1 rRNA gene is annotated in these 478 nt (G+C 45.8%); it reads left to right on the top strand.

Annotation, left to right across the window (positions count from 1 at the left end):
- Positions 1-105, top strand: a 5S ribosomal RNA gene (gene rrf, locus ACTNB1_RS14890); the annotation flags it as partial.
- Positions 106-478 lie beyond the last annotated feature (373 nt).

Here is a 478-nt window from a genome sequence, read left to right as displayed (position 1 = left end):
TTGCGGTGAGGGTCCACCCGTTCCCATCCCGAACACGGAAGTTAAGCTCACCTGCGCCGAAAATACTTGTCTGGAGACGGACCGGGAAGATAGGTAACGCCAACACAAAAAGCAGACAGCATACACTGTCTGCTTTTTGCTGCGCAAGACCTCTGGGTCGAAAAAAGTTTGATCGTCAATGAAAAAAGTGCTTGACAAACTTGAAAGCGCATGGTAAACTAAATGAGTTCGCGCCGGAAGGCACGAACGAGCTTGGAAGAGAATAAATCAGGTGGCTCGGAGCTGAAAAAGTTCTGAAAAAACTTGAAAAAAGTTCTTGACAAGCGAAAACGAAAGTGCTAAAATAAATAGCACGTCAGCCTGAATAGCTGGCAAGAGCGTGTACCTTGTAAATTAAACAACGTGAGAGAAACACGAAGCACCAGAAAGGACGAGAAGTCCTTCTGACAAGCGCAAGCTTGAAGAAGGCTCTTGATTT

This window comes from Flavonifractor sp. HCP28S3_F3 (genome assembly GCF_052065355.1).
GTDB lineage: Bacteria > Bacillota > Clostridia > Oscillospirales > Oscillospiraceae > Flavonifractor.
The sequence above is the reverse complement of the archived record's forward strand: the minus strand, read 5'-3'. Positions and strand labels throughout refer to the sequence as shown.